The organism is Aeromonas sp. S11(2024) (assembly GCF_041402345.1).
Classification (GTDB): Bacteria; Pseudomonadota; Gammaproteobacteria; order Enterobacterales; family Aeromonadaceae; genus Aeromonas; species Aeromonas veronii.
In genome coordinates this window covers 1-23,372 of the sequence record NZ_JBGLRC010000021.1, presented here as the reverse complement: position 1 = coordinate 23,372, position 23,372 = coordinate 1, and the positions used below count along the sequence as shown (strand labels likewise).

The 23,372-nt window shown below is 60.3% G+C and carries 17 protein-coding genes and 1 pseudogene; 8 read left to right on the top strand and 10 right to left on the bottom strand.

Going from position 1 to position 23,372, the window contains the following annotated elements:
• Positions 1 to 71: 71 nt before the first annotated feature.
• The 3 genes from ACB040_RS15535 to ACB040_RS15525 form a co-directional block, all read right to left on the bottom strand.
• Positions 72 to 1,235, bottom strand: a complete 1,164-nt coding sequence (locus ACB040_RS15535) for a PLP-dependent aspartate aminotransferase family protein (protein WP_338771184.1) — start codon at positions 1,233 to 1,235, stop codon at positions 72 to 74.
• 133 nt (positions 1,236 to 1,368) lie between these two features.
• Complete coding sequence (locus ACB040_RS15530; RefSeq protein ID WP_338771181.1) at positions 1,369 to 2,412, bottom strand: 2-oxoglutarate and iron-dependent oxygenase domain-containing protein; 1,044 nt, start codon at positions 2,410 to 2,412, stop codon at positions 1,369 to 1,371.
• 425 nt (positions 2,413 to 2,837) lie between these two features.
• On the bottom strand, positions 2,838 to 3,476 hold the full coding sequence (locus ACB040_RS15525; protein WP_371155496.1) for an NAD(P)-dependent oxidoreductase: 639 nt from the start codon (positions 3,474 to 3,476) through the stop codon (positions 2,838 to 2,840).
• Between the two features lie 101 nt (positions 3,477 to 3,577).
• On the opposite strand from ACB040_RS15525, the gene ACB040_RS15520 reads away from it, so the two are divergent.
• Positions 3,578 to 4,468 carry a LysR family transcriptional regulator gene (locus ACB040_RS15520; RefSeq protein ID WP_371155498.1) on the top strand — a complete coding sequence of 297 codons (891 nt, stop codon included), beginning with the start codon at positions 3,578 to 3,580 and terminating at the stop codon, positions 4,466 to 4,468.
• 125 nt (positions 4,469 to 4,593) lie between these two features.
• Here the strand turns inward: ACB040_RS15520 and ACB040_RS15515 are convergent, their stop codons facing one another.
• The 4 genes and pseudogenes from ACB040_RS15515 to ACB040_RS15500 all read right to left on the bottom strand — a co-directional run bounded on the left by ACB040_RS15515 (position 4,594) and on the right by ACB040_RS15500 (position 8,549).
• Positions 4,594 to 5,496: a LysR family transcriptional regulator gene (locus ACB040_RS15515; RefSeq protein ID WP_371155500.1), complete on the bottom strand. Its 903-nt coding sequence runs from the start codon at positions 5,494 to 5,496 to the stop codon at positions 4,594 to 4,596.
• A gap of 100 nt (positions 5,497 to 5,596) precedes the next feature.
• Positions 5,597 to 6,856, bottom strand: a pseudogene (locus ACB040_RS15510) (CynX/NimT family MFS transporter).
• Complete coding sequence (locus ACB040_RS15505) at positions 6,853 to 7,752, bottom strand: pirin family protein (protein ID WP_201913733.1); 900 nt, start codon at positions 7,750 to 7,752, stop codon at positions 6,853 to 6,855. The pseudogene ACB040_RS15510 and the gene ACB040_RS15505 overlap by 4 nt, the downstream one beginning before the upstream one ends.
• A gap of 59 nt (positions 7,753 to 7,811) precedes the next feature.
• Positions 7,812 to 8,549 carry an isochorismatase family protein gene (locus ACB040_RS15500; protein ID WP_371155502.1) on the bottom strand — a complete coding sequence of 246 codons (738 nt, stop codon included), beginning with the start codon at positions 8,547 to 8,549 and terminating at the stop codon, positions 7,812 to 7,814.
• Between the two features lie 192 nt (positions 8,550 to 8,741).
• Here ACB040_RS15500 and ACB040_RS15495 point away from each other — a divergent pair, with 192 nt between their 5' ends.
• On the top strand, positions 8,742 to 9,677 hold the full coding sequence (locus ACB040_RS15495) for a LysR substrate-binding domain-containing protein (RefSeq protein ID WP_371155504.1): 936 nt from the start codon (positions 8,742 to 8,744) through the stop codon (positions 9,675 to 9,677).
• Positions 9,678 to 9,683: 6 nt separating this feature from the next.
• Here ACB040_RS15495 and ACB040_RS15490 read toward each other — a convergent pair whose 3' ends face one another.
• Positions 9,684 to 10,592 (bottom strand): LysR substrate-binding domain-containing protein, encoded by a 909-nt coding sequence (locus ACB040_RS15490; RefSeq protein ID WP_371155506.1) that lies wholly within the window; start codon positions 10,590 to 10,592, stop codon positions 9,684 to 9,686.
• 276 nt (positions 10,593 to 10,868) lie between these two features.
• On the opposite strand from ACB040_RS15490, the gene metE reads away from it, so the two are divergent.
• Positions 10,869 to 13,133: a 5-methyltetrahydropteroyltriglutamate--homocysteine S-methyltransferase gene (metE, locus tag ACB040_RS15485; protein ID WP_371155508.1), complete on the top strand. Its 2,265-nt coding sequence runs from the start codon at positions 10,869 to 10,871 to the stop codon at positions 13,131 to 13,133.
• A 176-nt stretch (positions 13,134 to 13,309) separates the two neighbouring features.
• Positions 13,310 to 14,059 carry a substrate-binding periplasmic protein gene (locus ACB040_RS15480; RefSeq protein WP_371155510.1) on the top strand — a complete coding sequence of 250 codons (750 nt, stop codon included), beginning with the start codon at positions 13,310 to 13,312 and terminating at the stop codon, positions 14,057 to 14,059.
• Between the two features lie 36 nt (positions 14,060 to 14,095).
• On the opposite strand, the gene ACB040_RS15475 is transcribed toward ACB040_RS15480, so the two are convergent.
• Entirely contained in the window at positions 14,096 to 14,959 is an 864-nt protein-coding gene (locus ACB040_RS15475) for a LysR substrate-binding domain-containing protein (RefSeq protein WP_371155512.1), read from the bottom strand.
• Between the two features lie 167 nt (positions 14,960 to 15,126).
• On the opposite strand from ACB040_RS15475, the gene ACB040_RS15470 reads away from it, so the two are divergent.
• From ACB040_RS15470 to pflB, 4 genes are all read left to right on the top strand, one after another.
• Entirely contained in the window at positions 15,127 to 16,560 is a 1,434-nt protein-coding gene (locus ACB040_RS15470) for a glycoside hydrolase family 1 protein (RefSeq protein ID WP_021231363.1), read from the top strand.
• A gap of 193 nt (positions 16,561 to 16,753) precedes the next feature.
• Entirely contained in the window at positions 16,754 to 18,514 is a 1,761-nt protein-coding gene (ycaO, locus tag ACB040_RS15465; protein ID WP_064335887.1) for a 30S ribosomal protein S12 methylthiotransferase accessory factor YcaO, read from the top strand.
• 381 nt (positions 18,515 to 18,895) lie between these two features.
• Positions 18,896 to 19,744: a formate transporter FocA gene (focA, locus tag ACB040_RS15460; RefSeq protein ID WP_005333620.1), complete on the top strand. Its 849-nt coding sequence runs from the start codon at positions 18,896 to 18,898 to the stop codon at positions 19,742 to 19,744.
• Positions 19,745 to 19,790: 46 nt separating this feature from the next.
• Entirely contained in the window at positions 19,791 to 22,073 is a 2,283-nt protein-coding gene (pflB, locus tag ACB040_RS15455; protein WP_005352571.1) for a formate C-acetyltransferase, read from the top strand.
• A gap of 507 nt (positions 22,074 to 22,580) precedes the next feature.
• Here the strand turns inward: pflB and ACB040_RS15450 are convergent.
• Positions 22,581 to 23,015, bottom strand: coding sequence for a YcgN family cysteine cluster protein (locus ACB040_RS15450; RefSeq protein WP_338774998.1), 435 nt, complete (start codon positions 23,013 to 23,015; stop codon positions 22,581 to 22,583).
• Positions 23,016 to 23,372 lie beyond the last annotated feature (357 nt).

Below are 23,372 nucleotides of genomic sequence, written 5' to 3'. Positions count from 1 at the left end.
ATGGGCCGTTGTTGTTTGTTGGGCATCTCACTCGCCGCCATTTGGCGGGCAAGTGAGATGCGTGCTCCCGGTTAGATCTGCGCCAGCGCGGCGGCCAGATCGGCGATCAGATCGTCTGCATCTTCCACCCCGATGCTGAAGCGGATGAGGTCGTCATTGACTCCGGCAGCGAGGCGGCTCGCCTCGTCCATGGCGGCGTGGGTGGTACTGGCTGGATGGCAAGCGAGACTCTCGAGATCGCCGAGGCTCACCGCCTGCACGAACAGCTGCAGGTTATCGAGCAGGGTGGCACAGCGCTCAAACCCGCCTTCAAGTTCAATACTCACCATGCCGCCAAAGCCGCTGGCGAAGGCGCCGAGGGCATCGTGGCCCGGATGATTGGCAAGCCCCGGGTAGATCACTTTCTTCACCGCCGGATGGGCGGCCAGAAACTCGGCCACTTTCTGAGCATTGTGCAGGTGGGCATCCATCCGCAGCGGCAGGGTCTTGACCCCGCGCTGCAGCAGGTAGGCCTCCTGCGGGCCGATGGGGGAGCCGATATGCTTGAGGGCCACGGTGCGGATCGACTTCATCAGGGCGTGAGATCCCGCTACCACCCCGGCGATGATGTCGCCATGGCCGCCCAGATATTTGGTGCCGCTGTGCATCACTACATCGACCCCGAGCTCCAGCGGGCGCAGCAGGTAGGGGGTAAGGAAGGTGTTGTCACACACCGTGATGGCGCCCACCTTGCGGGCTGCTTCCACCACCAGCCGCGGATCCACCACCTTGAGGGTGGGGTTGGTCAGGGTTTCGAACAGTACCACCTTGGTGGCGGGGCGGATGTTGGCCAGCAGATCCCGATCGCTCTCGTAGGCGGTGACTTTTATGCCGGCGCGGCTGAAGGTCTGCTTGAGGAAGGCATCGGTGCCGCCGTAGAGCGGGCCGATATAGGCCACCTCATCGCCGCTGTCGGCCAGCGCATACATGATGGCGCTCACCGCCGCCATGCCGCTCGCCACCACCAGTGCCTCGTCGGCCCCTTCCAGCGCCGCCAGCTTCTGCTCCAGCTCGGCAGTGGTGGGGTTGCCAAAGCGGCTGTAGATAAAGCCAGGGGCCTGACCTGCGAAACGATCCTTGCCCGCTTGAGCGTTGAAGTAGCTGAAGGTGCTGCTCTGGTAGAGCGGGGTGGTGAGGGCGCCGGTCTGGGGGTCGATCCGCTGGCCGCTGTGTACGCTCATCGTCTTGAATTTCATCGTGTTGCTCCGTGATGGCCAGGCTCTGGCCATGACTTGTTTTGTTGTTCGTTGCTTGTTGATTTTGTCAGCGCGGGTATGTGCATGCGGCTTGTGGCTTATGCATATACCCGCCTGCGGATCTCTGCGTTGCTTAGGCCGGTACCGCTTCGCTCTCTGTGCGTGGGAGGCGAGCGGGTTCCACCGGCCCATAGTGACGGGCCGCCACATCCGGGTGGGAGCGCAGCCGCCCTTTCAGCACGTTCTCCCCCACCTGATAGAAGAGCGGATTGGTCGGGTCACTCTCCGGCCCTTGCGCCTGCGCTGCCAGCGCGGGGGAGAGGCTGAGCAGGGGCACGGTGGAATCGAGCCGCGCCGCCATAAAGAAGGCGCAGGAGAGGCGCGAGACGCCGGGCGGCGGGCTCACCACCCGATGCAGGGTCGCCTTGAGATAGCCGTTGGAGGCCAGCTCCAGCAGCTCGCCGATATTGACCACCAGCGCTCCCGGCAGGGGCGGTGCGGAGATCCAGCCGTCGGCCGTCTCGACCTCAAGCCCCGAGTGATTATCCTGCATCACCAGCGTCAGGTAGCCGGGATCCTTGTGGGCGCCGACCCCCTGACTGCAGCCACCCGTCTCTTGCCCCGGGTAGTGAATCAGCTTCATGTGCTGGTAGGGGGCGCCGCGAATGCTGTCGTCAAACACGTTGGCCGGTTGCTCCAGCACCTCGGCAAAAGCGGCCAGCAGGGTGAGGGTGATATCGCTCAGCCGCTCCTGCCACGCCAGCAGATGGCCTTTCATCTCGGGCAGGGCGGCCGGCCACTGGTTGGGGCCGATCAGCCGCTGCCAGGGTTCACGGATCTGCGCCGCAGGCAGGGCTTGCGCTTCGTTCATGATATCGAACTGCTCTCGCAGATCCGGCCGCTGGCGGGTCAGCTCTGCACCGACCCGGTTGTAGCCGCGAAAGTGGGGGCTGTTGACCATCTGCACTGCCAACTTCTCCTGCTCCGGCAGAGCAAAGAAGCGCTCTGCCAGCGCCAGGGTCTCTAGCATCTCAACCTTGCTCAAGCCGTGGCCGACCAGATAGAAAAAGCCCACATCGCGTGCGGTCGCGGCCAGCCTGGCCAGCATAGGGCGACGCACCTCGGGCGCCCCCTTGAGGGCAGCCAGATCGATGATCGGCAGTGGTGAATGTTCCATGTGCACCTCCTCACTCTTTCGTTATCTCTGGCGCCATCTCTTGCACTGCCTCCGCTGTTGGCAGACCTGATAAGCGGCAAACGGGATGGCGCGACAGTGTGGCGCCATCTGGGATAAAGGGGATGCTACTGTTCGGTGTTGCAAGACGGAAACAACAAATAATTCTTAGTTATATACAAAATTCGAAATGGAATTCGGCGCCTGATTGGCTGAAGGTTTTTTGCGCAGCCATTGCGGGGTAAAGGGGCAACGATGAGGGGGAGAGTGATAACCAGAGGCAAGCTGCCAGCGGCAAAAATGACCAAAACAGAAAATGGCCAAAACAGAAGGGAGGCGGATGCCTCCCTTCTGGTTGAGCGGTTTTTCACCTGACCGAAAGCACAGGCGAGTGACCGCGCATTCTGGCCTTAACCGCCTGCTGGCTCTCAGTAACCCAGGGTAAAGCGCTGGCGCAGGTGAGCCGGTTTTTCCACCTCGTTCAGCACGCCGTCGGCCAGATCACCGGCGGTGATCCCGGCAGGCTGTTCGCCGCTAAAGAGCACCTGATCGCCACCAATCCGATAGCCGCCGCGCTTCTCGCCCGGTTCGAGGAACACCGGGGGAGAGACAAAGCGCCAGTCGAGGGTGGTTTCACGGCGCAGGGCGGTGAGACCGTCGCGGGCCGCCAGTGCCCCCTGTTTCCACTCGGCCGGGAACTCAGGGGTATCCACCAGTTGCACGCCGGGGGCAACCTCCAGACTGCCGGCGCCACCTACTACCAGCAGCCAGCTGTTGGCCGCTTTGGCTGCTGCGACAATCGCGTTGGCGCCCTTGAGGTACTGGTCGTAGATATCCGGTGTGGTCCAGCCCGGGTTGTAGGCGCTGATCACCCGATCGTGCCCCTTGAGCACCTCGGCCAATGCCTGCGGGTTTTGGGCATCTACCGCCACGGCGGTGACCTGCGGATGGACGGCCACCTTGCTGACATCGCGGACGATGGCGGTGACGTGATGGCCACGGCTGACGGCCTCGTTCAGGATGGCTGAACCGACAAAACCGCTGGCACCGATCAGGGCAATCTTCATGGGGAACTCTCCTTCACTGTTGGAATGGGGCTATCCTACGCCGCCATTTATGATTTAATAATCACCTCAAAAATGCATTTACTTATAAGCTGGATTTAATAATGGAACAGCTCAGACGTTACGCCATCTTCGCCGCTGTTGTGGAAGCGGGCAGCATGACAGGGGCGGCCAAATCCCTTGGCATGACCCCCTCCGCCGTCAGTCAGCATATCAGCCAGCTCGAAAGCCTGCTCGGACTGCCCCTGCTCCATCGCTCCACCCGTCGTCTCAGTCTGACCGAGGCGGGAGAGGTGGTGTGGCAAGGGTGTCGGGCGTTGCAGCAGACTCTGAGCGAGACCGAGCTGCGCCTCTCGGAGGTGCGCGACGCCCTGCTCGGGGAAGTGCGGATCACCGCCCCGGTGGGGATGGCGGGCCAGCCGCTGGCGCTGGCCCTCTCGCCGCTGTTGCAGGCCCATCCCGGCCTCACCATCCAGATCATCGCCGACGACGAGAAGCGGGATCTGATTGCCGAGCGGATCGACGTGGCGCTGCGGGTCGGCACCTTGCCTGACTCGACCCTGGTGGCCCGCAAACTGGGGCAGACCCGGATGCTGCTCTGCGCCGCCCCTGCCTATCTGGCGCGCAAGGGGACGCCGCGCATGCCCGCCGATCTGGCCACCCACGACTGGCTCTGCGGCGACATGCTGGGCAACGGTTTGCTGCTGCAGGATGAAAAAGGTGGCGATCACAGGGTGAGGTTCAAGGCCAAGGTGCTCTGCAATAACGTGTTGCCCTTGCGCCAGTTTGCGCTGGCGGGGCAGGGGATCTCGCTGCAACCGGAGGGAGAGATTGGCGAGGATCTGGCGCAGGGGCGTCTGCTCGAACTGTTGCCCGGATTTCGGGTGGCACCGATGGAGATCCACGCCATCACGCCGCAGCGGGAGATCCCGGAGAAGGTGCGGCGGGTGGTGGAGGCACTGCGCAGCTATTTCGGCACGACGATGTCGTCATAAGCTGCGCCTTAATGGTTGAGAAAAGGCCCCCGATTATCCTGAAGGGGGGATTATCCATAAGGCGGTTTGTCGAGAAGAGCGATAGCCCGGATGAGGAGATGGGCATGCTTGACTGTTAAGCATACTTAAAACGAACTGACGGCCCGCACCTGATCTTTGAGCCAATTAAGCCCAGTATCCTGACCGGAGCTCTTGTGCCAACTCATGTAGACGGGGCAATCCTCCGAGAGCCAGGGGAGGGGATAGCTGGCCAGATCCAGCGCTTGCCCCAGCTTCTCCATATGCCACTGGCTGGCGACGCAGAGCCAGTCGGTACGGCTCACCAGATGAAGGGCGGTGAGCAGGGAGTCGCTCTCGTAGGCAATCTGGCGCGGCGGCAGCGGCGCCTTGGTCAGGGTGTTGAGCAGCAAGCTGTCGAGCCGCCTGGTTTGCAATACCACGTGCTTTTCGTTGAAGAAGGTGGTCATGTCGGGGGCCTGGCGGATCCTGGGGTGATCCTTGCGGCAGGCGATGCGCAGGGCCTGGGACATGATCTGCTCGTTTTCGATCCCCTGCTCCGCCATCGGCTTGGTGGCCAGCACCAGATCCACGCTGTGTAGATAGAGGCTGTTCTGGCGCAGGGCTTCGTCCTGCACCTGGGTGTTCCACTCCAGCTGACAGTTGGGGGCTTGGGTCTGCAGCAGGTTGTTGAGCTCCGGCAGGAAGAAGATATCGATATCGGGCACCCCCGCGATGCGAAAGGTGCGCCGACTGGTCTGGGGATCAAAGAGATCGGTGCGCTGCAGGCTGCGCTCCATGTCGTGCAGCGGCACCATGATCTCGTGGTGCAGACTGAGCGCTCGCGCCGTGGGGGTGATGCCGCGTCCCTGGCGGACAAACAGCGGCTCGCCCACCAGGGTGGTCAGGCGGCTGATGGCCTGGCTGATGGCCGAGGGGGTCATCTCCATCATCTCGGCGGCCGTGGTGACACCACCATAGCGGATCACCGCATCGAGGACGCGAAAGAGATTGAGATCGACTTGAGACATGGTGGCTACCGTTAAGCAAGATTAAACAGTTAACATACTGAACAGCCTCTTATCCGGCCAGCATTCCCTGCGATAACTGTGATGTTTCCCTCTCTATTCGTCATCTTCCATCTTGCTGCGAATGCGATCGAGCCTGTTTTGCAGCCATGCTTGAGCCCGGCAGGTGGCCCGCGGCATAGAGCAGCGCGACCAGCAGCAAGCCGCCCAGAAAGAGCCAGCGAGCGCTTCCCCAATGGCCGCTGTCCGTCATCAGGGCCGCCAGCAACAGGGGGCCAAGCAGCTGACCAAGGTTGGCGAGCTGGACAAAAAAGCCCTGCACGATGGCCAGTTGCACCGGCCCCTGACTCACTCCCTGCGCGGACGAGAGGATGGCTGGCGGCGCCATACCGCCCGCCAGGGAGAGGGCGAGGCAGAGCCCATAGGCCCACCACGGTGACAGGCCGGGCCAGAAGGCGAGCATGCCGTACAGCGCCATCAGGCCCAGTGCCCAGCTGATGAGCCGATCTCGTGCCACGCCCCGGCGCAGCAGCCATGCCCCCATCAGGTTGCCGGGAATATTGGCGACCACCGCCAGCGCAGAGAGCAGGGCGATCTGGCTTTGGCCAATCCCGGGGCTGCCTTGCAACATGGTTGGCAGCCAGACAAAGAGCGCCCAGAGCATCAGGCTGTAGAGCGTGAACGCCAACCCGTAGCGCCAGAGTGCCTTCTGCCGGAGCACCGTGAGTTGGCGCAGCGGGTGGCCTGCGTTAGCCGCGCTTTGCGGCCCCCCGACCCGCAGTTTATCTGCCGAACGACTGGCCAGCAGAAGCAGCAGGGCCGAGAGTTGCAGAGCCATCAGGATCAGCCAGGCCAGGCGCTAGCCACCTTGCGCAGTGAGCCAGGGGGTGAGCAGCATGCCGGCCGCCGCACCAAGGGGCAGGTTGACCGCCCACAGACTCAGGGCCAGTCGTTTATCCTCCTCCCGGGTCACCGCCACGATAAAGGCGGGCATGGCAACCGAGACCAGCAAAAAGCCAATCCCCTCGACAATGCGCGACAACAGCATCATGGACAGCCCGGTGGCGGGCAGTGCCAACGCCCCGCCTGCCACGATAACCAGCAGCCCGACAACCCCGGTTTGCCGCCCACTCCAGCGAGTCAGCAACAGGCCGAGAAAGAGGCTGAAGAGGATCGCCAGCGTATTGAAAGCTGAGGCGAGATAGCTGGTTTCAACCAGTGTCAGCCCCAGCTCGCTGCGCAATATGCCGAGCACGGCGGGCACTTTGCCAAGGCAGAGGGCGCCGCTGGCACCGGCGAAAATGGCGAGGAAGACCAGAGGCCAGCGCGTGCTTTGTGGCTGGTGGCCAGCGAGCGTGCTCATGGCCGATATTGGCCGTTGCGCAGCCACTCATCGTTGAGCTGACCAAATTCGCCGCGCTGATAGGCATGCAGCCGATCTGCAATGGCGTCGTGGCTGTTCATGACGAAGGGGCCATGTTTGACCAGGGGTTCATTGAGCGCCTGGCCTGAGAGCAGCACGAAGTGGCAGGGCTCGGTGGCCTCAAGTTGCAGTGCCACCGCCTCGCCGCCATCGGCAGGCAGGCTGACACCCATCCCGTGACCTGCCGGGATGAGGTGCCGCTCTCCCTCCGCCAGCAGGGTCAGCGATCCGGTCAGGGGATAGATCATGGCATTCCAGCCTGCCGCCAGCAGATGGGTGAAGCGGCTGCCGGGCGCGCAATGGCCATCGAGCAGGGTAAAGGGTTGGGGTAGTTCTACCGAGTGTGGTGCCGTTATCCCGTTGCTGTGGCCTGCGACCACCCGTACTCGCACCCCTTCGCCATGAAACTCGGGGATGGTGGCTGCGGCTGCGTGGACGGCAAAAGGCGACGCCATCTTCTGACGGGCAGGCAGGTTGACAAAGATTTGCAGGGCGTGGACATAGGGCGATGCCCCCTCCGGCTGCTCGGTATGCTCGGCCCCGCGCCCGGCCGCCAGCCAGTGGAGCGCTCCCGGTTCGATGGGGCCCTGATTGCCGAGGGAGTCGTAGTTGACGTGGGGGCTCGTCGAATCCTCGAACAGATAGGTGACGGCAGAGATCCCGGCGTGGGGATGGGGCTCGAAGGTGGGGGCGGTCATCTGGAAGTGATCCACCATCACCACGGGGTCTATCAGACCGTTGAAAAAGTGTTCGCCAAAATGGCTGGCTGCAAAGCCGCTGCCAATACGCAGCGGTTGGCCCTTGACGGGGGCGGAGAGAGTCAGGCGTCTGGTCATCGATATAACCTCTTGAAGATAAAAGATGCCTTCGGTCATCTGACCGAAGGCGGGGCGAGTTACGACTTCTTGGCACCTTCTTGCATCTGCCACACCAGGGTGGCGAAAGGCATGTCGAGGGCGCTGTAGACATCGTGCGCCTTGGGGTCGACGTTGCTGCGCAGCATCTCGACCGCGGCAGAGGCGTAGTCGGTGACCGGGATACCGGCCCCCAGCAAGCGTTGCAGACCCGTGGTGCGCTTGGCTTCGTTGAAGGTGCCGGAAGCATCGAGCACCACCCGGGCATCATAGCCGGCAGCCTTGGCAGAGAGGGCCGGGAAGCTGGCGCAGATCTCGAGGGATACCCCGGCGATGATCAGCTGTGTGCGGCCGGTCTTCTCAATGGCGGCGCGCACGGCAGGATCGTCCCAGGCGTTGATGACGGTGCGGTTGATCACCTTCACATCCGGCAGGGCACTGGTCAGTTCAGGCATGGTGGGGCCCCACATGCCATCGGGCATGGTCGCGGTCACGATCACCGGCACGCCGAGGGCGCGGGCGGCGTTGGCCAGCGCCACCACGTTGTGCTTGAGCTCGCCCACTGTGGTGTCGCGCACGCCGCTCAGCAAGCCGACCTGATGGTCGACCAGCAGCAGTACCGCATTGTCTCGGGAGAGCATCTCCAGATAGCGGTTGGGTGATACGGTCGGATGGCTGGCAGCCTCGGCGGCTATGGCCGGTGTCGCTGTGGTGGTCAGCGTGGCGGTCAGGGTCGCCAGACCGAGCAGGGTGGCAGAGCAGATTTGTCGCAGTTTCATGGTGAACTCCTTGTGATATCGGAACAGTCAAACGGCCCTTGCTGGTGGGGCGGATTGCCCGCGCAGCAACCGTCTGATGGGGACAGGGCCATTATGATGGCTGCAAAAATGGCGATAATCTGGTGAAATAGGTTCTTATCGTTCTATTGGTGGAACGATGTGAATGCACCTCACCCTGACCAAGGCTACTCGATGACACCACTGGAACTTGATTTGAATGATCTCTATCTCTTCACCCATGTGGTGCAGCGACAGGGATTCACTGCCGCCGCGCGGGCGCTGGGCGTGCCCAAGTCGCGGATCTCGCGCCGGATCCGGCTGCTGGAGGAGCGGCTGGATACCCGGCTGCTGCAACGTACCTCGCGCCAACTCAGCCTGACCGATGCCGGTGAGGTGCTCTATCGCCACTGTCAGGCGATGCTGGCCGAAGCGCAGGCGGGAGAGGCGGCTGTGCGGCAACGGCAGCAGGAACCGAGCGGTCTGGTGCGGATCAGCGTGCCCATTACCATGGCCGATGCGCTGCTTGCCCGCTTGCTGCCCGCTTTCATGGCCCAATACCCCAAGGTGAGGCTCGCCGTGCAAGCCAGCAATCGGCAGGTGGATCTGCTGGAGGAGGGGCTGGATGTGGTGATCCGCGGGGTGGCCTTTGAGCAGCCCCCCTCCAGTCTGGTGCAGGTGCCGCTCTGTACGGTGCAGTGGGGTGTGCTGGCGACCCCGACGTGGCTCTCCCGCCATGGCGCACTGGCACATCCCCGCCAGCTGGAGGGAGAGGATGCCCTGCTTTTCAGCTCGCTGGAGCGTCAGCCCGATCTGCTGCGGCTGCGGCACGATAGCGGGGAGAGTGAGGAGGTGGCGGTCAATGTGCTGTTGCGCAGCGACAATGTGCAAACCCTCAAACAGGCGGCGCTGGCGGGGCTCGGGATGGTGGGCTTGCCACTTTACGCCTGTGTGAATGAGCTGGCGGATGGGCGGCTGCAACAACTGCTGCCCGAGTGGCGTCCCAAAGATGGCAAGCTGGTGATGCTCTATCCCGCGCGGCGCGGTCTGTCACCGGCGGTCAGGGCCCTCATCGACTTTATCAAGGCGCAGTTGCCTGCACTGCTGGCAGAGGTCGGTCAGCCACGCTGAGGAGGGCTATCCCTCCATCTTGCGGCGAATGCGCTCGAACAGGCTCTGCAGGCAGGCTTGATCCCGATCGGCGGCCCGCACCGCGCCGTACATATGGCGACGAATACCGCTCCCTAGGGGGCGGGCGCAGAGCATCCCCTGTCTGACAAACTCGTCGCTGGCCCAGCGCGGCAAGGCGGCAACCCCTAGGCCGGCGGCGGCCATCTGCAGCATCACCGAGGTGTTGTCCACCGGCTTGCAGCGGGCGGGCTCCACCCCGGCGGGTTGCAAAAAGCGGCTGAAGATATCCATGCGGCTGCGCTCCACCGGATAGACCAGCAGCACCTCCGGCCCCAGATCGCCCGGCTCGATGTGGCTCTGGTGGCAGAGGGGATGATCCGGCGCCATCACCAGAGTCAGATCGAAGGCAAACAGCGGCTCGAAGTGGAGATCGCCGCGGGCCTGCACATCGGAGGTGAGCAGCAGGTCGAGCTGGCCGCCGAGCAGGGCATTGATGGCATCAAAGCCCGGCACTGACTCCACCTCCAGATCCACCCCGGGCCACTGGCGGCGAAAATCGGGCAACAGCGGCAGCAGCCACTGGATGCAGCTGTGGCAATCGAGCGCCAGATGCAGCCTGCCCGCATCGCCACTCTGCAGGGCTTGCAACTGTTTCTCGGTCTGTGCCAGGGCGGGCAGTACCTGACGGGCGAGGGCGAGCAGCTGGCTGCCTGCAGCGGTCAGCACCAGCGGACGGCTTTTGCGCAGGTAGAGCTCCAGATTGAGGCGGGTCTCCAGCTCTTTGAGCTGGTGGGAGAGGGCGGACTGGGTGAGGCTGAGGGTCAGCGCCGCACCGGCCAGCGAGCCCTGCTCGGCCAGCGCGGTCAATGTTTTCAAGTGTTTTATCTCTATCCCTGCATTGCTTGGCACTGCCATAAGATGGCTCCTTGTGAGATTGCGTATGGCGCTGAGGTTGCGGTCGGCGGTGGCCTGCTGCGCTTCTTGACTGCGGCACCTCTTGCACCTGTAAAAATCGGCCTCTGTATCCTCGCGGTGAACCTTACCGGCGGTCAGTTGAGGATTATTTGAGAGCCACTTGAAGAGGATTCAATAGCCAGCGTCACCTTATCTTGTCATTTTGGATGTGTAAACATCTGGATGGCTAAATCATCCAGTTTCCCATCAGATGAATGAGCATAAGGAAATGAACCTATGACACGAGCACACACCCTGGGCTTCCCCCGTATCGGCGCCAAGCGCGAGCTGAAATTTGCCCTCGAATCCTACTGGCGTGGCGAGACCACTCAGGCCGAACTCGTTACCGTGGGCAAGACGCTGCGTGAGCGCCACTGGCAGGCCCAGCACGGCGCCGGGGTCAATCTGCTGCCGGTGGGCGACTTCGCCTGGTACGATCAGGTGCTCGGTACCAGCCTGCTGGTGGATGCGGTGCCTGCCCGTCACCGTCATGGCGAGACCGATCTCGACACCCTGTTCCGGGTGGCCCGCGGCCGTGCGCCGACCGGCCCGGCGGCGGCCGCCGCCGAGATGACCAAATGGTTCAACACCAACTATCACTATCTGGTGCCGGAATTCAGCCGTGATCAGCGCTTCAAACTGGGCTGGAGCCAGCTGTTTGACGAGGTCGAAGAGGCCAAAGCGCTGGGGCTGCCGGTCAAGGCGGTGCTGCTGGGGCCGGTCTCTTATCTGTGGCTCGGCAAGGAGAAAGAGAGCGGCTTCTCCCGCCTTGAACTGCTCGATCGCCTGCTGATTGTCTATCAGGAGATTCTGGCCAAGTTGGCCGCCCAGGGAGTGGAGTGGGTGCAGATCGACGAACCGGCGCTGACGCTGGACCTGCCGGACGAGTGGCGACTGGCCTACCTCAACGCCTACGAGCGCCTGAGCGGCCCCTGCAAGCTGCTGCTCACCACCTATTTCGGCTCGGTGGCTCATCAGCGCGACATCATCACCAGCCTCAAGGTAGATGGCCTGCATCTGGATCTGGTGGCCGCCCCCGAGCAACTGGAGACCCTGGTGCCGCATCTGCCCGCCCAGTGGGTCATTTCTGCCGGGGTGATCAACGGCCGCAACGTCTGGCGTGCCAATCTGGCCAAGCTGGCGCCGACTCTGAAGGCACTTAAAGCCAAACTCGGTGAGCGGCTCTGGGTGGCCTCCTCCTGCTCATTGCTGCACAGCCCGGTGGATTTGACCCTGGAGCAGGAGCTGGATCCCCAGACCCGCAGCTGGTTCGCCTTCGCCTTGCAAAAATGTTTCGAGTTGGGGCTGCTCAGAGAGTATCTGGATGGGGGCGAGCTCGACAAAATCACCGCCTACAGCCAGCCCATCGTCGATCGGGAGTCCGACAGCCGGGTGCACAAAAAAGCGGTGCAGTCACGGCTCGCCAGCCTCACCAACAGCGATTTTGATCGCCACAGCCCCTATCCGGTCAGGGCCGAGCTGCAGCGCTCGGATCTCAAACTGCCGCTGCTGCCCACCACCACCATTGGCTCCTTCCCGCAGACCTCGCAGATCCGGGTATTGCGGCAGGATTGGCGCGCTGGTCGCATCGATGACAGCGCCTACGAGGCTGGCATTAAGGCCGAGATCCGCGATGCCATTGCGCGTCAGGAGGCGATCGGGCTGGACGTGCTGGTACATGGCGAGGCCGAGCGCAACGACATGGTGGAGTATTTCGGTGAGCTGCTGGATGGCTTTGCCATCACCCGCTTCGGTTGGGTACAGAGCTATGGCTCACGCTGCGTCAAGCCGCCGGTGATCACCCGTGACATCGACCGCCCGACCCCTATGACCCTGGCGTGGACAAAGTTTGCCCAGAGCCTGACCGACAAGCCGGTCAAGGGCATGCTGACTGGCCCCGTGACCATCCTCTGCTGGTCCTTCCCGCGCGAAGATGTGAGCCGCGAACAGTCCGCCCTGCAAATCGGGCTGGCCATTCGTGACGAGGTGGCTGACTTGGAAGCCGCCGGCATCAAGATCATCCAGATCGACGAACCGGCGATCCGCGAAGGCTTGCCCCTGCGCAAGCAGGATCACCAGGCCTATCTCGACTGGGCGGTGCGGGCCTTCCGTCTGAGCGCGAGCCCGGTGGCGGACAGCACCCAGATCCACACTCACATGTGCTACAGCGATTTCAACCTCATCATCGAGGCGGTGGCGGCGCTGGATGCGGACGTGATCACCATCGAGACCAGCCGCAGCCAGATGCAGCTGCTCGAAGCGTTCGAACGCTTCAACTACCCCAACGAGATTGGCCCGGGCGTCTACGACATCCACTCGCCGAACGTGCCGAGCCAGAGCTGGATTGAGGGGTTGCTGCGCAAGGCGGCCAAGCAGATCCCGGCCGAGCGGCTCTGGGTCAACCCGGATTGCGGCCTCAAGACCCGCGGCTGGGAAGAGACTGAGGCCGCCCTCAAGGTGATGGTCGATGCCACCAAGGCGCTGCGGGCCGAGCTGGCTTAACCGGCAAGCCGTGACCGCCATCGGTAAGGTGGCGTGCTGAAAAACGAACGAGAGAGGGGAAGCCATGTGCTTCCCCTCTTTTTTTTCGTTGGCCACTTTTTCCACTGGATCCTGATCCTTGCCGCTGCCCGCTTTGCACTAGGCTCAGAGGTGGCAGAAGTGGATGGAGTCGCGCCATGAGAGTCAGTCTGGGGAGCGCAATCCTGTGGGGATTGCTGATGTGGCAGAGTGTCTGGGCGGCGCCAGCGGCCGAGTTGAAGATGGTCTACTTTGACGACTTTGCCCCATATTCGTGGCGTGACGAACAGGGTAGGATGCGCGGGCTGATGATCGACGTGATGGATCGGGTGGCGGCGCAGATGGGGCTGCGGGTGCACCACGAAGGCTATCCGTGGCAACGGGCGCAAAAACTGGTGCGGATGGCGCAGGCCGATGGCTTCGTGACCATCGCAACCCGGGAGCGGCGCAGCTATACCCTGGTTGTGGAAGAGCCGGTCACTACCACTGTGCTAACCATTTTTACCCAGCGTGCCCATCCCCGCATGGCGGAATTTCAGCGTGCCAGCCGCTTGAGCGACTTCAAATTGCTTACCTTTCTCGACTATTTCGGTAACGGCTGGGGCAAGGAGAACCTGGCGGGCTTCACCGTTCATCACACCATCAATGTCGATAATGTTTTCAAAATGCTGGCGGCGGGTCGAGGGGATCTGATGGTGACCGACCCACTGGTGGCACGTTTCAAACTCAACCAGCTGGGATTGTCCGGGCAGGTGGTCGAGGTGCCGCTGCAGCTTGCCTCTACCCCGTTCAATCTCTGCATCGGCAAGCACTCCCGCTTCAATACCCGGATAACCGAGTTCAACCGTGCCCTGCAACGGTTGCGACAAAGCGGCGAGTTGGCGCGTATCGTCGAACGCTATCGTTGATGCGTTGCCGCCATCTGCGGTTTGCCAACGGCGTGTCTATCTTGGCGTCATATCGGCGATGGTTGCCCAGAAGGCATCGATCAAGGGCCCCTTGCTGTGGGGCGGACGGATAAGGCCAATGGTCCAGCAGGCTTCCCCGTCTCTAAGGGGCAGGGTGAGCACATCCGGGTGCTCTATGGTGGTGGAGGAGGGAACCAGAGTCCAGGCGATCTCGGCTGCCGCGGTGGCAACACCGGCGGCGAAGTCGTTGACGTACTGGATATCGCGAAAACGCAGCCCGCTCTGGGCCAGATAGTTCATCAGGTGATCGTAAAACGACGGTGCCTTGTCCCGACGCAGGATCGCCAGCGGCTTGTCCACCAGATCCGCCAACTCCCTCACATCTCGGTAGCTGGCGGGCAGTACGGCGACAAAGTGGGCTTCGACCACCGGCAGGGCGTGCCACCCCTTGGGGGCGGGCAGGCGGCAAAAACCGAGATCCAGCTTGCCTTCACTGAGCGCCAGCAACTGGTGGTGAGTGGAGAGATCGTTGAGCTCGATGGTCACCTGCGGCCGCTCGGCGCGAAAACGGGCGATGGCGGCGGGCACCAGGATTTTGGTGGCCACGCCAAAGCCGATGCGCAGGGTGCCGACATTGCCCGCCAGCACGTCGCGGGCGGTGCGCGAGAGCTGCTCGCTCTGGATGACCAGGTTGCGGGCATCCTCATACAGCGCCCTGCCCAGTCCGGTGAGACGAGTGGTACTGGCGTTGCGCTCGAACAGCTCGCCGCCCAGCTCCTCCTCCAGTCGCCTGATCTGTTTGCTCAGGGCGGATTGGGTAACGTGTTGACGTACCGCCGCCTGGCCGAAGTGCAGCACCTCCCCCAGAGTGACGAAGGCTTTCAGATCCCGTAGCTCCATCAGGGCTCCTTTCATTCCTGTTGGGAATGTTGAGTGGTCAAATTTGTCATTGGACGGAATTTTAGAAGTGATGGATGCTTATGCCAATTCATTTCGGATGCCCCGGCACGGGGGCGCCGAGTTATCAGAGATGGCTGACACCATCAGCGCAGAAGGAGCAACACCAGATGCATCACCACAAGTTCAACGACTTCCCGAGCGATTTTCTGTGGGGCGCCGCCTCCGCCGCCTATCAGGTGGAGGGGGGCTGGAATGCCGATGGCAAGGGGCCCTCGGTGTGGGATCTCTTCACCAAGCTGCCGGGCAAGACCTTTGAGGGGAGCAACGGCGATGTGGCGGTGGATCACTACCACCGCATGGAAGAGGACGTGGCGCTGATGGCCGAGATGGGGCTCAAGGCTTACCGCTTCTCGGTGAGCTGGCCACGCATCTATCCCACCGGTCGGGGGGAGGTGAACGAGGCGGGTCTGGCCTTCTACGAGAAGCTGATCGACACCCTCTTGGCCCACCAGATCGAACCGGTGCTGACCCTTTATCACTGGGATCTGCCGCAGGCGCTGCAAGATGAGTACGGCGGCTGGGAAGACCGACGCATTATCGAGGATTTCGAGCGCTACTGCGTGACCCTCTATCAGCGCTTTGCCGGCAAGGTGAAGTACTGGGTGTCGCTTAACGAGCAGAACTACAACCTGACTAACGCTTATCAGCTCGGCACCCATCCGCCCGCTGTGCAGGATCGCAAGCGCTTCTTTGCCGCCAACCACATCGCGTTTCTGGCCAATGCCCGAGTGATCAAGGCGTTTCGCCAGCATGTGCCAAATGGCCTCATCGGCCCGAGCTTTGCCTACTCCCCTGCCTATCCGGCGTCGTGCGACCCGAAAGATATGCTGGCCTACGAGAACGCCGAGGAGTTCAACAACCTCTGGTGGCTGGATGCCTACTGCTTTGGCCGCTATCCCCAGGCGGCGCTCGCTTACTTGCGAGAAAACGGCGAGGCGCCGGAGATCCTGCCGGGCGATATGGAGTTGCTGCGAGAGGGGACGCCCGACTACATCGGCGTCAACTACTACTACACCCTGACCTACACAGATAACCCCTTGGGCGGTCAGACCCTGCAGCGGATCAACACCACCGGCAAGAAGGGTACTACGCCATCGAGCGGCATCCCGGGTCTTTACAAGACGGCGCCCAATCCGCACCTTGAGACCAGTAACTGGGACTGGGCCATCGATCCGACCGGGATGCGCATCGCGCTGCGTCGCCTCTCTTCCCGCTATGGCCTGCCGCTGATGATCACCGAGAACGGTCTTGGCGAGTTCGACAAGCTGGAGGCGGGCGACAAGGTGAACGATGAGTACCGCATCGATTACCTGCGCAGCCACGTCAAGGCCTGCCAGGAGGCGATGCAGGATGGAGTGGAATTGCTCGGCTACTGCGCCTGGTCGTTCACCGACATCCTGAGCTGGCTCAACGGTTACCAGAAGCGTTACGGCTTCGTCTATGTGGAGCGTGACGAGCAGGGGGGCTCCCTTCGCCGGATCAAGAAAGCGAGCTTCCACTGGTACAGCCAGGTGATTGCGAGCCAGGGCAAGCAGCTCTGACGGTTTATCGCGTCGCGTAACCAGCGGGCCCGGGCAATCCCCGGGCCCGCGCTGTTTGTGGCGGGGGAGAGGGGGCAAGCCGGTTTCTCACCGTGCGACTCATCCCTGTTTGCTGATTTTTGTCCTGCCAAAGCCGCCGACCCCTGCTATTATCTGCGGCCGAACATGAGCCAATAAAAATCAGGATATCGTGATGACTGACCACACTTTTATTCCCGGCAAGGACGCGGCGCTGGAAGACTCCATCGAACGCTTCCAGACCAAGCTGCAAGCCTTGGGCTTTGATATTGAAGAGGCCTCCTGGCTCAACCCCGTGCCGAACGTCTGGTCGGTGCATATTCGCGACAAAGAGTGCGCCCTCTGCTTCACCAACGGCAAGGGTGCCAGCAAGAAGGCGGCCCTCGCGTCTGCCCTTGGCGAATATTTCGAGCGTCTCTCCACCAACTACTTCTTCGCCGACTTCTATCTGGGCGAGCAGGTCGCCAACGGCGATTTCGTTCACTACCCGAACGAAAAGTGGTTCCCCATCGAGGGCGACCAGTTCCCGGCCGGTCTGCTCGACAGCTTCACCCGCAAGTTCTACAACCCGGACGGTGAAGTGACCGCCGACATGCTGGTGGATCTGCAGTCAAACAACGAGGAGCGCGGTATCGTCGCCCTGCCGTTCGAGCGTCAGTCCGATCACGAGACCGTCTACATCCCGATGAACATCATCGGCAACCTCTATGTCTCCAACGGCATGAGCGCTGGCAACACCAAGACCGAAGCGCGCACCCAGGCGCTCTCCGAAGTGTTCGAGCGCCACGTGAAGAACAAGATCATCGCCGAGGCTATCAGCCTGCCGTTGATCCCGGACGAGGTCATTGCCCGTTATCCGGGGATTGCCGCCTCCATCGCGGCGCTCGAAGCGGAAGGTTTCCCCATTTACAGCTTCGATGCCTCTTTGGGTGGCCGTTATCCGGTCATCTGCGTGGTGCTGCTCAACCCGAGCAACGGCACCTGCTTTGCCTCCTTCGGTGCCCACCCGCGCTTCGAAGTGGCCTTCGAGCGGACCGTCACTGAGCTGCTGCAGGGCCGCGGTCTCAAGGATCTCGACGTGTTCGTGCCGCCGTCATTCGACAACGAGCAGGTGGCTGATCACCACAACCTCGAGACCCACTTCATCGACTCCTCGGGCCTTATCAGCTGGGATCTGTTCAAGCAGGATGCGGACTTCGAGTTTGCCGACTGGGACTTCCGTGGCACCTCGCAGGAGGAGTTCGATCACCTGATCGGCATCTTCCATGAGCTGGAGCAGCCGGTCTATATCGCCGACTACGAGCATCTGGGTGTCTACGCCTGCCGCATTCTGGTGCCGGGCATGTCCGACATCTATCCGGCCGAAGATCTGCTGCTGGCCAACAACAATATGGGCGCCAACCTGCGCGAAGTGATCCTGGCGCTGCCATCACTGGATTGGGACGCCGAGCAGTACATGGCGTTGTTTGATCAACTGGATGAAGAGGGGCACGACGAGCGCACCCGTGTACGCGAGCTGCTGGGCATCGCCGCTGCCAAGGGGACCGCGCTGCACACCCTGCGCGTTGGCGAGCTGAAAGCCATGCTGGCGCTGGCCGCCGGTGAGCTGGAGACCGCACTGGATCTCATCGACTGGACCATGGAGTTCAACCAGTCAGTGTTCACTGCCGAGCGTGCCAGCTACTACCGCGCCCTGCGTGCCTGCGTCGAGTTGTTCCTCGACGAGGAGCGGGATCCGGAGCAGTATCGCGCCGTCTTCACCCGCATGTATGGCGAAGAGACGCTGGCACAGGCATGGGCCAACGCCAGTGGCGAAGCTCGCTTCCACGGTCTGGAGGCGGCCGACCTGTCGCTCTCCCAGTTCCCGCTGCACCAGAAGCTGCTGGCGGCCTACGAGAAGTTGCAGAAGGCCAAGCGAGCCCATCACTGGGCGTGATTGTTGCTGTAAAGGAAGGGGCCGTGTGGCCCCTTCTGTTTATGGTGCGGCAAGGCAAGGGATTGTTATTCAAAGATGAAATAAAAAACAAAAAATACCCCTAAGGGGGTTGATGGCAGGGCAGGGGATGTGCTGTTGAACTGCAAAGATATCTTGCCAATACCATATTTCCATGCTCTGGAATAAATTCTTTAAAATCATTGCATTAAAAATGTGATATTTCTGTTTCAGCTGATACCTGGTGTAAAGTGGCGTAGCCATCGCACTAAAATATTTGTAGTAAAATTACATTCGCACTCTGATAAACTTGATCAATGTCAATTTTGGCTATTTGGCCCTTTGTTATGATTTCAACAGGCAAAACATTCAGGTAGAAAATAATTGAAAGCTGAATCTCCATTCGATTGTCTCAAGCCCGAAGCCATCGCTGCACTGGCTGAAGACATCACCTATGCCAAGGCTACCAAGCCGGCATACAAGGTCATTCCACTGGCCATCACCGCAGGCGCTTTCATCGCCATCGCATTTATCTTCTACATCACAGTGACGACCGGAACCGGCTCCATGCCTTGGGGTATGGCCAAGCTGGTGGGCGGTCTCTGCTTCTCTCTCGGACTTATTCTCTGTGTGCTGCTCGGTGCCGAGTTGTTCACCTCCACCACCCTGACGCTGGTGGCCAAGGCTGCCAATCGCATCAGCTGGGCTCAGCTGCTCAAGAATTGGGGTCTGGTCTACTTCGGTAACCTGATTGGCGGTCTGCTGATGGTGGCGCTGATCATCGTTTCTGCCGAGTACACGGCCGCAGACGGTCAGTGGGGCCTTAACGCCCTCAAAGTGGCCCAACACAAAATTCACCACACCTTCTTCGAAGCGGTGGCGCTGGGTATCCTCTGTAACCTGATGGTATGTCTTGCTGCCTGGATGGCTTTTGGTGCCCGCAGCGCGACTGACAAGGTAGTGGTTATGCTGCTGCCGGTTGCCATGTTCGTTGCATCAGGTTTCGAGCACAGCATCGCAAACATGTTTATGATTCCGGTTGGTATCGCTATCCACAGCGTGGCTAGTCCGGAATTTTGGCAGGCCATCGGCCAGGATCCGGCAACCTTTGCTGACCTGACCGTATCCAACTTCGTCCTACACAACCTCATCCCCGTGACCATCGGCAATATCATCGGTGGTGGCGTGATGGTTGGTCTGACTTACTGGTTTATCTTCCGTCGTCATCATTAAGGATGATTGCGGGATACTACATCAATACCGTGTGAGGTAATGAAAAATGGCAGAACTTAACGAACAGTTCCAAAAAGCATGGGAAGGCTTCGCGGCCGGTGAATGGCAGACCTCTGTCAACACCCGTGACTTCATCCAGAAGAACTACACCCCGTATGAAGGTGACGAGTCCTTCCTGGCTGGCGCGACCGAAGCGACCACCAAGCTGTGGGACAAGGTCATGGAAGGGATCAAAATCGAGAACCGCACTCATGCGCCGGTCGATTTTGATACTGACCTGCCCTCCACCATTACCGCACACGATGCCGGTTATATCGATCAGAGCCTGGAGCAGATCGTTGGTCTGCAGACTGACAAGCCGCTGAAGCGCGCCATCATCGCCAACGGCGGTATCAAGATGGTTAAAACTTCTTGCGAAGTGTACGGTCGTCAACTGGACCCGATGGTCGAGAAGATCTTCACTGAATACCGCAAGACTCACAACCAGGGCGTGTTTGACGTTTACACCAAAGACATCCTGAACTGCCGTAAGTCTGGTGTTATCACCGGTCTGCCGGATGCCTACGGCCGTGGCCGTATCATCGGTGACTACCGTCGTGTTGCTCTGTACGGTGTTGACTTCCTGATGGCCGACAAACTGGCCCAGTTCAAGTCCCTGCAAGCTGACCTGGAAAACGGCGTCAACCTGGAAGCCACCATACGTCTGCGCGAAGAGATCTCCGAGCAGCACCGTGCCCTGGCACAGATGAAGGTGATGGCTGCCAAGTACGGTTGCGATATCTCCGTACCGGCCAAGAACGCTAAAGAAGCCGTACAGTGGACCTACTTCGCCTACCTGGCGGCAGTCAAGTCCCAGAACGGTGCAGCCATGTCCTTCGGTCGTACCTCCAGCTTCTTGGATATCTACATCGAGCGTGACCTGCAGAAAGGCCTGATCACCGAGCAAGAAGCCCAGGAGCTGATGGACCACATGGTCATGAAGCTGCGTATGGTTCGCTTCCTGCGTACTCCGGAATACGATTCACTGTTCTCCGGCGACCCGATGTGGGCGACCGAGACCCTGGCTGGTATGGGCGTTGATGGCCGTACTCTGGTCACCAAGAACAGCTTCCGTATGCTGAACACCCTGTACACCATGGGCCCGTCCCCTGAGCCGAACCTGACCATCCTGTGGTCCGAGAAGCTGCCGGTCGGTTTCAAGAAGTACTGTGCCAAGGTATCCATCGAGACCTCTTCCGTTCAGTACGAGAACGACGATCTGATGCGTCCGGATTTCAACAACGATGACTACGCCATCGCTTGCTGTGTATCCCCGATGATCGTTGGTAAGCAGATGCAGTTCTTCGGTGCTCGTGCCAACCTGGCCAAGACCATGCTGTATGCAATCAACGGTGGTATGGACGAGAAGCTCAAGATCCAGGTCGGTCCGAAAACCGAGATGGTCAAGTCCGAGTACCTCGACTACAACGACGTAATGGATCGTCTGGACCACTTCATGGATTGGCTGGCCAAGCAATACGTTGCTGCGCTGAACATCATCCACTACATGCACGACAAGTACAGCTACGAAGCCTCTCTGATGGCGCTGCACGACCGTGACGTATATCGCACCATGGCGTGTGGTATCGCTGGTCTGTCTGTAGCTGCTGACTCCCTGTCTGCCATCAAGTACGCCAAGGTCAAGCCGATTCGTGACGAAGATGGCGTTGCCATCGACTTCGAAATCGAAGGCGAATACCCGCAGTTCGGTAACAACGACGCTCGCGTCGATGATATCGCCTGTGACCTGGTTGAGCGCTTCATGAAGAAGATTCAGAAGCTGAACACCTACCGTGGTGCTGTTGCTACCCAGTCTGTTCTGACCATCACCTCCAACGTGGTATATGGTAAGAAGACCGGTAACACCCCGGATGGCCGTCGTGCTGGTGCTCCGTTCGGCCCGGGTGCAAACCCGATGCACGGTCGTGACCAGAAAGGTGCTGTTGCTTCCCTGACTTCCGTAGCCAAGCTGCCGTTCGCTTACGCTAAAGATGGTATCTCCTATACCTTCTCCATCGTTCCGAACGCACTGGGTAAAGATATGGAAGCCCAGAAAGCCAACCTGGCTGGCCTGATGGACGGTTACTTCCACCACGAATCCAACGTAGAGGGTGGTCAGCACCTGAACGTTAACGTGATGAACCGTGAAATGCTGCTGGACGCCATGGAAAACCCGGAGAAATATCCGCAGTTGACCATCCGCGTATCCGGTTATGCCGTTCGCTTCAACTCTTTGACCAAAGAGCAACAGCAAGACGTCATCACCCGTACCTTCACTGCTTCTCTGTAATCGAGACATAGTGAGCAAAAACCGGCGCCAAGGCGCCGGTTTTTTTATGCGTGCGATTCAGGGGGAGTAATCATCCCCTGTGAATCGCCCCCAGTTCCATCGCAACCACAACAGTTGTTACTGGGTATTTCAAGAGGATTAAGGGGAGGGGCTCACCAGGATTGACCTAGGCCCCGTCTGTAATGCGATTATGCTTTATTCGCGCTCTAAGGGGATAGGCGGTTGCTTTGCCTGCCATTACATCAGTGTTGCTATGGCTCGTGGAACAGCTGATCAGGTTTAAGGGGTGAACAGAGGCGCCATCGCGGGTATCAAGCAATACCCATAGCCTCTGCCTCTGCCTCTGCCTCTCCCTCTCCCTTTCCATACGCAGCTGGGAGGTCTCAGGTTTAGCCAGCCAGATATGTGTGTGGCTTAAGCCAACCAAACTACAAACCCTGCTTGCAGAAACAACAAGGGCTGCACATTGTGCAGCCCTTGCCTCTGGAGAATAGCGGGTTGAGCGTGTCAGCTGGCCCAAGTGATGATGTGATCGATCCATTCACCCGCCTGATCCTCGTGAATGACTTTGCCACGGACGGATTGACCAGCCTGATGCATCGCGGAACGACTGCCGGTCAGCAGAGGATGCCACTCTGGAAGAGTGTCACCTTCAGACAGCAGGCGATATGCGCAGGTTGAGGGGAGCCAGTCATATTCGGTGATCTTGTCATGGGTGATCTGCAGACAGTCAGGCTCTTTTTTGAAACGATTGGCGTAATCAGAGCACTGACAGGTCTTGGTGTTAAGCAAATTGCAGGCGACATTAGTGAAAACCAGTTCGTCGGTATCTTCATCGATCAGCTTGTTGAGGCAGCATTTTCCGCAACCATCGCAGAGGGATTCCCATTCGGATTCAGTCATCTGCTGCAGACTCTTGGTCTGCCAAAAAGGGGCTTGCATCATACCGCTCACTTATTACACCTGATAAAACGCGTGGTTATACCCCTTGTTACCCGGTATTTCAAGGAGAGGGTCACTCCGGTGGGCAAATTGTCGTGATCAGCTCAAATGAATGCAATGACTTTCAGCCTCATCATATTGCTCAAACGGGTTCGCTGGTGGGCAGGAAGTCCCGCAGGTTTGAATACTTGGGCTGCATGATTGTCCAGTTCAGGTTTTATTTTCTGCTTCTTTATCCGTTACATCTGTCCCGTCCTGAATATGGTTTACACCTTTCCCCCCAATAAATGGAGAACCCGATGGGACAAGGTGTGAAACGGACACAGCGCGATTACTCGCTGACTTTTAAACTGGCGC

Excerpts from the sequence above, each read along its gene's own strand:
- ACB040_RS15495 (WP_371155504.1), top strand. The coding sequence starts at position 8,742 with ATGACACCACTGGAACTTGATTTGAATGATCTCTATCTCTTCACCCAT.
- metE (WP_371155508.1), top strand. The coding sequence starts at position 10,869 with ATGACACGAGCACACACCCTGGGCTTCCCCCGTATCGGCGCCAAGCGC.
- ACB040_RS15480 (WP_371155510.1), top strand. The coding sequence starts at position 13,310 with ATGAGAGTCAGTCTGGGGAGCGCAATCCTGTGGGGATTGCTGATGTGG.
- ACB040_RS15535 (WP_338771184.1), bottom strand. The coding sequence starts at position 1,235 with ATGAAATTCAAGACGATGAGCGTACACAGCGGCCAGCGGATCGACCCC.
- ACB040_RS15490 (WP_371155506.1), bottom strand. The coding sequence starts at position 10,592 with ATGGCAGTGCCAAGCAATGCAGGGATAGAGATAAAACACTTGAAAACA.
- ACB040_RS15450 (WP_338774998.1), bottom strand. The coding sequence starts at position 23,015 with ATGCAAGCCCCTTTTTGGCAGACCAAGAGTCTGCAGCAGATGACTGAA.
- ACB040_RS15470 (WP_021231363.1), top strand. The coding sequence starts at position 15,127 with ATGCATCACCACAAGTTCAACGACTTCCCGAGCGATTTTCTGTGGGGC.
- ycaO (WP_064335887.1), top strand. The coding sequence starts at position 16,754 with ATGACTGACCACACTTTTATTCCCGGCAAGGACGCGGCGCTGGAAGAC.
- ACB040_RS15525 (WP_371155496.1), bottom strand. The coding sequence starts at position 3,476 with ATGAAGATTGCCCTGATCGGTGCCAGCGGTTTTGTCGGTTCAGCCATC.
- ACB040_RS15505 (WP_201913733.1), bottom strand. The coding sequence starts at position 7,752 with ATGACCAGACGCCTGACTCTCTCCGCCCCCGTCAAGGGCCAACCGCTG.
- ACB040_RS15520 (WP_371155498.1), top strand. The coding sequence starts at position 3,578 with ATGGAACAGCTCAGACGTTACGCCATCTTCGCCGCTGTTGTGGAAGCG.
- pflB (WP_005352571.1), top strand. The coding sequence starts at position 19,791 with ATGGCAGAACTTAACGAACAGTTCCAAAAAGCATGGGAAGGCTTCGCG.
- ACB040_RS15500 (WP_371155502.1), bottom strand. The coding sequence starts at position 8,549 with ATGAAACTGCGACAAATCTGCTCTGCCACCCTGCTCGGTCTGGCGACC.
- ACB040_RS15515 (WP_371155500.1), bottom strand. The coding sequence starts at position 5,496 with ATGTCTCAAGTCGATCTCAATCTCTTTCGCGTCCTCGATGCGGTGATC.
- ACB040_RS15530 (WP_338771181.1), bottom strand. The coding sequence starts at position 2,412 with ATGGAACATTCACCACTGCCGATCATCGATCTGGCTGCCCTCAAGGGG.
- ACB040_RS15475 (WP_371155512.1), bottom strand. The coding sequence starts at position 14,959 with ATGGAGCTACGGGATCTGAAAGCCTTCGTCACTCTGGGGGAGGTGCTG.